At 59.1% G+C, this 7,585-nt stretch carries 9 protein-coding genes; 4 read left to right on the plus strand and 5 right to left on the minus strand.

The window, feature by feature from the left end:
- Positions 1–371: 371 nt before the first annotated feature.
- Both AC1DW9_RS35650 and AC1DW9_RS35655 read right to left on the minus strand, forming a co-directional pair.
- Positions 372–602 carry a hypothetical protein gene (locus tag AC1DW9_RS35650; protein WP_476776460.1) on the minus strand — a complete coding sequence of 77 codons (231 nt, stop codon included), beginning with the start codon at positions 600–602 and terminating at the stop codon, positions 372–374.
- A 135-nt stretch (positions 603–737) separates the two neighbouring features.
- The gene (locus AC1DW9_RS35655; RefSeq protein ID WP_305693457.1) at positions 738–947 is read right to left on the minus strand and encodes a cold-shock protein; all 210 of its coding nucleotides are present in this window, start codon (positions 945–947) and stop codon (positions 738–740) included.
- A 957-nt stretch (positions 948–1,904) separates the two neighbouring features.
- On the opposite strand from AC1DW9_RS35655, the gene AC1DW9_RS35660 reads away from it, so the two are divergent.
- On the plus strand, positions 1,905–2,540 hold the full coding sequence (locus AC1DW9_RS35660; RefSeq protein WP_476776459.1) for a DUF6904 family protein: 636 nt from the start codon (positions 1,905–1,907) through the stop codon (positions 2,538–2,540).
- A 274-nt stretch (positions 2,541–2,814) separates the two neighbouring features.
- The gene (locus AC1DW9_RS35665) at positions 2,815–3,015 is read left to right on the plus strand and encodes a hypothetical protein (RefSeq protein ID WP_441508882.1); all 201 of its coding nucleotides are present in this window, start codon (positions 2,815–2,817) and stop codon (positions 3,013–3,015) included.
- A gap of 224 nt (positions 3,016–3,239) precedes the next feature.
- Here the strand turns inward: AC1DW9_RS35665 and AC1DW9_RS35670 are convergent, their stop codons facing one another.
- Positions 3,240–3,821 carry a transglycosylase SLT domain-containing protein gene (locus AC1DW9_RS35670; protein ID WP_476776458.1) on the minus strand — a complete coding sequence of 194 codons (582 nt, stop codon included), beginning with the start codon at positions 3,819–3,821 and terminating at the stop codon, positions 3,240–3,242.
- 1,018 nt (positions 3,822–4,839) lie between these two features.
- On the opposite strand from AC1DW9_RS35670, the gene AC1DW9_RS35675 reads away from it, so the two are divergent.
- Positions 4,840–5,118, plus strand: a complete 279-nt coding sequence (locus tag AC1DW9_RS35675; RefSeq protein WP_441508884.1) for a hypothetical protein — start codon at positions 4,840–4,842, stop codon at positions 5,116–5,118.
- An 876-nt stretch (positions 5,119–5,994) separates the two neighbouring features.
- On the opposite strand, the gene AC1DW9_RS35680 is transcribed toward AC1DW9_RS35675, so the two are convergent.
- On the minus strand, positions 5,995–6,531 hold the full coding sequence (locus AC1DW9_RS35680) for a hypothetical protein (protein ID WP_441508902.1): 537 nt from the start codon (positions 6,529–6,531) through the stop codon (positions 5,995–5,997).
- Positions 6,532–6,582: 51 nt separating this feature from the next.
- The gene (locus AC1DW9_RS35685; RefSeq protein WP_476776457.1) at positions 6,583–6,717 is read right to left on the minus strand and encodes a hypothetical protein; all 135 of its coding nucleotides are present in this window, start codon (positions 6,715–6,717) and stop codon (positions 6,583–6,585) included.
- A gap of 296 nt (positions 6,718–7,013) precedes the next feature.
- Between AC1DW9_RS35685 and AC1DW9_RS35690 the strand changes: the two genes are divergently transcribed.
- A complete protein-coding gene (locus AC1DW9_RS35690) occupies positions 7,014–7,490 on the plus strand; it encodes a Ros/MucR family transcriptional regulator (RefSeq protein WP_476776456.1) in 477 nt (158 codons plus the stop codon).
- Positions 7,491–7,585: the final 95 nt, after the last annotated feature.

The following is a 7,585-nucleotide window of genomic DNA, read 5'->3' on the forward strand; positions in this document are numbered from 1 at the left end:
AGGCTGGCAGCTCGATAAAAAGATTGAGACGCCTCTCCATCCGACCCGATCATGAAGCGGCTCAGCGCCGACTTCGCAGAGAAGCCAGACCCCTGGCGGGAACTCATTATCGCGCAGCGTGGCGCAGAGGCTTGTCGGATAATCACCCAAAGCGATCGACGGCGGGCTCTATGACCCCGCCGTGGGCGCTTTTGCTTGACCCCTACCGCCCCAAAAGAGAAGGCCCGCCACCCCTTTCGGAGCAGCGGGCCATTTTCAACAGGGTAGCGTCAAACCGAGAGGCAGGAGCCACTCGAAGGCCGACACCGGTCATCCGCTCGATTTCGGGGGAAGCGGCAGGCCCGGCCCGCCGTCGCGCCGGCGCCTGGCGCTCAGGCGGCGATGGCTTTTTTTCGCTTCTTTACCGTTGGCGCAGCCAATGCCGCGGCTCGATCATTGGCTTCCTTCTCCAGGCGCTGTTGCTTCAGTTTAGCCGTGTTCGCATCACGGTGCCGGGCGAGGGTATCGGACTCCAACATGATCCGATTGCGCGCGAGCAATTGGGTCTGGGTCTTCAGAAAATTATTGTCGGCATCGACGCGCTGCTTTGAATGTTCAGCCATGTCCATCTCCTGTGCGGTATTCCGCTGTCGCCGGCAGTAACGAAAAAAGGCCAAGCAGAAGCTTGGCCTTCCCTCGAATGACTGTTTGTCGACGATGCCAGTACATCCGTGGTCATCGTCGAAGAAACAGTCAGATCATGCGGCTTGGAGCTGCTCGGCCGCCATCTTGCCGGACCTGTTGTCGCGGGCGACTTCGAAGCCGAGCTTCTGGCCTTCCTGCAAATCGCGCATTCCAGCGCGCTCGACGGCGGAGATGTGAACGAACACATCCTGGCTGCCGTCGTCAGGCTGAATGAAGCCAAAACCCTTGGTGGAATTGAACCATTTCACTGTGCCGGTGGTCATGAGAAACCCTCCTTTTGGCAAGACCTGTCGTTCGCCGAACGAATGTTCGGCGAGTTCAGAACGATTTCGAAAGGGGGAGTTCATCAGAGCCGCGCCGAAGCGCGAAAATAACAAGGACCGTCCAAGCAAATATCGACGAAAACCAATCTACACGTCGACACAGCCAATGTCAATGTTCGATTTAAGGCATCGAATAATACATGCAGTGCAAGGCAAAAGACTTACAAAATCAGGGAATATCTTTCGCTTTCGTCCTTTTTGAACTGCTAGGCCTACAGAGCGCAAAATTCGAAGGACCACACACAACCAGTAGGAGACGCGAGGATCGCGGATTCTTGGGGAAGCTATCCGCCTCAAGGCACGAATGTCCGGGTCTGGGCAGACAGCCAACTTCGGCTCTCCACCCAACTGCGACCTTCGGAACGTCTGCTAATGGGTAAGATCCCTGCGCGCCTAGAATCGATGAGGACAGTGCATTGATTGCGATGGTGGGAGCAATGTCTGCCAAACGAATGCTCGCGCAAATGGCGCCGTCTCGGACTCGCCGCTTACCGCAACTGATTGGCGGCGAATAGCAAGACGGCTGCATCATGTCCGGGCATTGTCTTGTGATGATGCGCAACCAGCCCACGCCCCGCGACCGCAATGACCGAGTTCTGCCGCGGTATCGCTGGCGGCCAATTCCTGTCGCGGCGCTAATTCCGACGATCGTCATCTGGCTTATGGTGTTCTACTGGGCCGCTCCGCTTTAATTCGCGCTGGGCACGCTCGGCATTGGTGGCTCGGCGATGAGGGCAGCCGCTGTGCTATCTGCGGCCTCCGTCACGAGACAGGCGTGCGAGAAGCCACCTGCCCTGATCGGTTCCCGTCGGACTAAGGGCGAGAATTGGAAAGCGTGATCCTGATCGCGATTATGATAAGCTAAACATTCGGGAACCCAGCGCGTGGGAGATTACTATGTTGGCGTTCTCCTTGCTAAGCACTCACGCCGGAATCCGGTTGGAAGGCGATTACACGTCACTGAGGGCACTTCGTGACGTTGTTCATGACATCAATGAGCGCTCACCCCTGATAAAGGATCGGGAGGGCTTATTCATCGCGCTTGCCTACGACCTCAGAAAAGCTTTCGAGCTGGAGCGAGACGTCATTCGCCCGCCTGCACACTGCAAGGAAATCGGAACCCGATATGGCGTGAATATCCTTTGGCCAGTCTTGCTGCTGCAACATCTAGTGCTGCGATCGTCTCTGGCCTTCATCGATCATGGCCCGCAACACCAAGCCTGCGCGTACATGCTCGAGGCGGTCATTGAAGACGCTTTGGAGGACGATTTCGGCGGCCATGCTGGAGTGATCAGAGAAGCCTGGAAGCAGACTGCAAGCTGCGTCGAATTTTTCGACGACCGCTATTCCGCGCGTTGCGCACTATTCTCGAGCTGGAACGCCGGCGACCGCAAAGGGGGCCTTGCCGATCTCCTTGCTAGCATGTCCCCCATGTTCGACCAGAGCCAGAAACTCAGTCCCTTCCATGGCCTTGTGACGCCGGCGATAATCGCGACGTGGGAGGGCGCCGAGTGGCCCGATCCGAAATGGTAAGCGGTCTAAATCTGGGCAGGCCCTAAGGAATTTGCCGGATGGCGTCCCGTCTCGGCTATCTGTTGTACTGGGTCGCGTCATGGATCGCCGTGATCGTGATCACCGCTGGAATCGTCGTTTGGCTCTACCTCGCTCGCCCGGACAAAGACCCCATTGGATTGGCAATCGCTGGCACAGGCATCATTATTTGGGTCGCGGCTCGTGCGGTCCGATATTGGCTTGCCGGTCGATAGACGCCGTACGCGAACCGTTCGACTTTATTGGAGCCGAACCGATGCCTGACGAACGCACCGAACTCGCGGTCGAAGCAGCTGCGAGAGCCTTCCATGAGAACGCCCGCGAGAAGCGGCAATTCCAGTGGGAGCAGTCGTCCGAAGAGTGGAGGCGGGACATCCGGGCTTTCGTACGCCCCATGGTCGAGGTCGCCTTACTCGCCTCTGATGCTTTCCTGGCAACCGCAATTCCCAAGATCTAAAGCCAGGAGACATTGGGTGACGGAAGCCAGCATTCACCCGCGAAACTGCTGCCCGGTTGCCCGGTAAGCGGCGAACGTTGGCCCCCCACGGGCGGTCCGCGTTTTAATTTCATCGGCGCCGTCGGGAATGTGCCTTCGGGGTCCGCTGACTGTCCCCATCCGGCTGTGTCGCAGATCATCCCGACGCACGAAAACCCAAGCAGGGACCCCCCGTTCCGATCAATCTAGCGAGTTGGAGGAACTGTGTCCGACGCGTAACGGGGTTTGGCTAATCGCGTACGGTCCTTGCCTAGGCCGGTCGCTTCGAGAAGCCCCTTCCGCTTGGCATCGTAATAGTACCCGGTCCGATAGTAGTGGCCGGCGCGGGCCTGGTCGCGACCGGCCACGAGCCAGGCTCCCCGCAGGTATTTGAGCCCGTAGGTGAGATTGACCTCGGGATCGAGCAACCCCGCTGCCGGGCCGGTGTAACCCATGCTGCGCGCCGTCGCATGCTTGATCTGCATCAATCCAAAATGACCACCGTTCTGGGCGGTTGGGCGAAAGTTGCTCTCGCGCTTGACGATTCGCCGGACCCAATCTGAGGGGAGTTCGTAATGCGCTGACTTCTGTTCGATGATCCGGTCGATGCCCGCGCGCGCTGGGCCGCCTGGTGACCGACGATCAACGGACTGTTCGCTGGAGTAAGCAAGTGGTTTCGCTGCCTCCGCGGAGGCGTCGTCCGTAACGATGCATCCTCCAACTCCGGCAGACAGTAAGGTGATACCGGCTGCAACGAGACGTCTTTGCCACGGCAATCTGACCTCCATCAGCTGATGAACCTGCTCACGGGGATACCAACTCTAGGCTCAACCGAATGTACGCCCACTGGCGGCAGTTCTGCGGCCGACGATCCGAACAGGTGACGTCGCACCTGAATCGTCTCATGCAGCCCAACTTGGATTTCGCGGCTATCATTCTCCCGACAAGTGAGCGTCGTGAAAACCCCGTAGGGCCAGCTTCTAAGGTGGCGTGCAACTACGGGGTCTTCGTCACCCGGCTACCAACCATACTGGGGGGCAGTCGCCGGGGAGCCAGTTGGACCTATGCATCTCCTGCCATCGAAGCGTGTGATGGCACCGTCGTGGGCGATGTTATGGTGATCCCTGAAGACAGCCTGGTCAAGCAAGGACAAGATCATACCTTGCGCCTTCGGACCCGAGCTCTTCGAGGAGACCCTCCTCTAATTAATGGCCTACCTGCGCAGCGGAGCTGTGAACGCCATTATCAACGCAGCCAGGCGCTCCTTCCGGGTGGGCAAGACAAGACAAGCATGGCCGATTTCTGTCCTTGCTTGACCAAGATGCCGATTGTCAGCACCATGCCGCATAGCACGACCTTGCCATGACAATCTCCGGCGGCAGGAAGTGGTGGTAGCGGATAGGCCGACACTAATCCAAGACTCCCCGGCACCCCCCTTCCCCGGGTGACACTGCCGGGTGCAGGAGACCCCGTAGCGCCAGGGCTCTCCCAAACTGGTGTCTACGGGGTTTTTCGCCAGATGTGTCAGGCGAAACCGACCGAACGGGATCGCCGCCGACGGAAAGCTGCGGCCTCCGCGGCTAGCGGCGATCATGTTTCGAGGAATGTGCCCCAGGCCGGTATCCCGTCGTTGAAACCGCTCGGCGCGGATCGACCGGCGCTGGAGGGTTCCTTGGGAGCGCAGGCGCACCGACTGGCTCTTGCGACGTGAGGTCGACAATCTCCCTCGTGCCTGCCTTCACCAGTACGGCGGTTGTTGCAATCAGCCTTTGCCTCCAATGTGTTATCGAAAAGCACGGAGACGATATGATTTTGTTCGAACAGCTCGCGTCCCGCATCAAAGGGCCTATGGCCGAGAACGAAGATTGGTGGCACCTCTGCTACGAGACCGACACTAACGAATTCTACGTCGAGCACGAGTGGAGCCACGTCCCCAGTAACGGGGTGCAGCTGAATAGCGGCACCGAAAAGCATGATGCAATGACATGGGTAGGACCGGGCGCCGAGCTCATTCCGAATGCCAGGAACCTGTTGCTGGAGCGGGCGAACGACATGCGAAAAGCTCGAAAGCGCCCCGTGGCATGATCGCAAACGCCCTCGGCCAGATGCGGGGCGGGCTGCAAGGAGAGTTTCCAGGTGGGCCAGATCATCTCAGCAAGTTGCGAGGCTTGCCATCTACAACGCGACGTCGTGATCGGGGGAACTAGGACGGCGTTTCGAGARCACTCGGCTTGGCCGTGCCACTGCACGAACTGCGTCGACCTTACCTCAGTGAACCTTCAGGTGGTGCCGTACCGTTGTCTCAGATGCGGATCAGAGGCGGTTGTGAAGTACGGCGATCCCGCAATATCCGACGTGTCTGGCCGTACTGTCGCGTCCTGGGATAAGGACACGCTTTCGAGCGGCCTTCATCTTTGTCCCAACTGTGAGAAGCGAACGCTGAGGTTTGGTGATGGTGTTCTCCAGCGGCCCCTTCGCATGTTCGACTAAACCGCGCGGTTTTTCGAGACGGCGGTCCTAGCCGGCGACTGAACCTACAATATTAAGCCATCGATCAACTGGTCGGTTCACTTAGTTTCGCTACTCGGTTCTACGCGCTGGAACAGCAGAGACTGCGTCAGCACCCTGTCGAATTTCTCGCGCCGGCAGTCAGCTTGATCGAGCTTTCCCGAACTGATGCCGGTCATGAAGATCCGAGACGTCTCCTCGCGTTCACTGGCGCGATAGCTGCGTGAACTTGGATGGCCTTTCGCGAACGTTTACGGTGCTCATGGCCCGGTCGTTTGGGCTGCCGGGGCGTTAATCGTAGCGATCGCCAGCTCGTCGCTGCTGGGGGCTGCCAAAACAGCAGCGACCGGTGCGGCGGCCGCAACTGGCGGCGCAGCCGCTCTGATCAGTCAGCAAGCGGCCCCCCTGGGTTCAGCCTTGGACGCCAGTTTGCCAGGCGATGCCCAGCGGCACCTAGATCGGCGGCCGCACATAAGGCGGAGCTTCGGGATCGAATTGCGTCCAACCTTCCCGCTCATAGGTGGTCCGGCGGTCGACCGCATCGATCGGTGTCGCGCCGTCCATGACTGCAACGATCGCCGGAGCCTGTTCCTCGTTTGCTCGAGCAGCCACAACGCTGCCGCCCCGCCTGACCGCCTCCGCATAGTAGTGGGCATCCTGCTGATCGACGCCAGACTTCGTCAGAGCGCCTACGAGGCCGCCGGCGACGGCACCGGTTGCAGCCCCCGCGGCAGTTGCGGCAAGCCAGCCAGCGGCGACTACAGGGCCAATGCCGGGGATCGCAATCAGGCCGAGCCCAGCGAGTAGCCCGGCAGCACCGCCGATCAAGCCGCCGACCCCGGCGCCCTCCCCTGCATGGTTCTCGCCATCGATATCCGCTCGGCGGCCAACAAAGCTAATATCGGAATCGACGACGCCGATATCCTTCAGCTTTCGAACTACGGATTCAGCTTGATCGTAGGTGTCGTACGAACGAGTGATTGTCTGGATCATGTGAAAGACCCTCTCAGTTGCGCGTGATATTGCCTCGACAATCGAGGCTCACGCCGCCTGGCCGCCATGAGTCGCCCTGCCCTGACAGACGCCATTGTCGTTCTTCCTGAGTTCGGACACGGCACCATTGGCCTCGAACCGGCTCTTCGCCTGGCCCTTGGTGAAGCTGTTTGAGCCGGGCAACGGCGCGTTGGTATCGGAACAGCAAATATTCTGTGCCCAAGAAACGGCACCGATAGGCACTTGTTCCATGGAAGGGATTGCGGGCATTCGCCCCTAGACCGAAGGCCAGGAGCCAAACCGGCGGCATCACCAAGGCGATGGTCACATACGCGCGGTTGCTAGTGGTACACGACAAGATCGTTTCGCCAATGACGAACCACAGGATTATCGCGTTCAAAATTTGGACTGAGCATTGCGCTTCTAAGTATCAATAGGTTAGAAGATAATTTAGCGAAATGTTTATTTTAGGAAGCGCCATGAACGAAGAAAACGACAATGTAATTGAGCTGACGGCGATGGTTGTTTCGGCCTATGTCGCGCATAATAACCTCCCGTCCGGGGATCTCGTGGCGCTAATCTCGAGCACCCACTCCGCGTTCACGGAGCTCGGCGCCAAACCCGAAGCCCCGCCCGAACCTATCGTACTTGTGCCCGCGGTTCCGATCAGGAAGTCCATAACTCCGGACGCCATCATCTGCCTGGAAGACGGAAAGGCGTTCAAATCTCTCAGGCGCCATCTGGGTACGGCTTACAATCTCACCCCTGAACAGTATCGCGCGAAATGGGGCCTGCCTCCAGACTATCCGATGGTCGCACCCAATTATTCCCAAGCCAGGGCAGCGCTCGCAAGAGCGTCAGGGTTGGGACGAAAGGCCAAAACTGAACCGGTCCCTCCCGTCGCTCCGAAGCCTGCCCGGGCCAAGCGTGGCTCGAAATCCGGGCCCAAGACCTGACGCATCCAAAGCTTGTTTGCCAAGCGCCGCGACGTCGATTGCATGAACTCGACGTCGCGCCATTCCGACACGCTTTTCCTCAACTGGGCGACGTC

The organism is Allobosea sp. P4_E12, assembly GCF_056401655.1.

Excerpts from the sequence above, each read along its gene's own strand:
- AC1DW9_RS35670 (WP_476776458.1), bottom strand. The coding sequence starts at position 3,821 with ATGGAGGTCAGATTGCCGTGGCAAAGACGTCTCGTTGCAGCCGGTATC.
- AC1DW9_RS35665 (WP_441508882.1), top strand. The coding sequence starts at position 2,815 with ATGCCTGACGAACGCACCGAACTCGCGGTCGAAGCAGCTGCGAGAGCC.
- AC1DW9_RS35660 (WP_476776459.1), top strand. The coding sequence starts at position 1,905 with ATGTTGGCGTTCTCCTTGCTAAGCACTCACGCCGGAATCCGGTTGGAA.
- AC1DW9_RS35675 (WP_441508884.1), top strand. The coding sequence starts at position 4,840 with ATGATTTTGTTCGAACAGCTCGCGTCCCGCATCAAAGGGCCTATGGCC.
- AC1DW9_RS35650 (WP_476776460.1), bottom strand. The coding sequence starts at position 602 with ATGGCTGAACATTCAAAGCAGCGCGTCGATGCCGACAATAATTTTCTG.
- AC1DW9_RS35655 (WP_305693457.1), bottom strand. The coding sequence starts at position 947 with ATGACCACCGGCACAGTGAAATGGTTCAATTCCACCAAGGGTTTTGGC.
- AC1DW9_RS35690 (WP_476776456.1), top strand. The coding sequence starts at position 7,014 with ATGAACGAAGAAAACGACAATGTAATTGAGCTGACGGCGATGGTTGTT.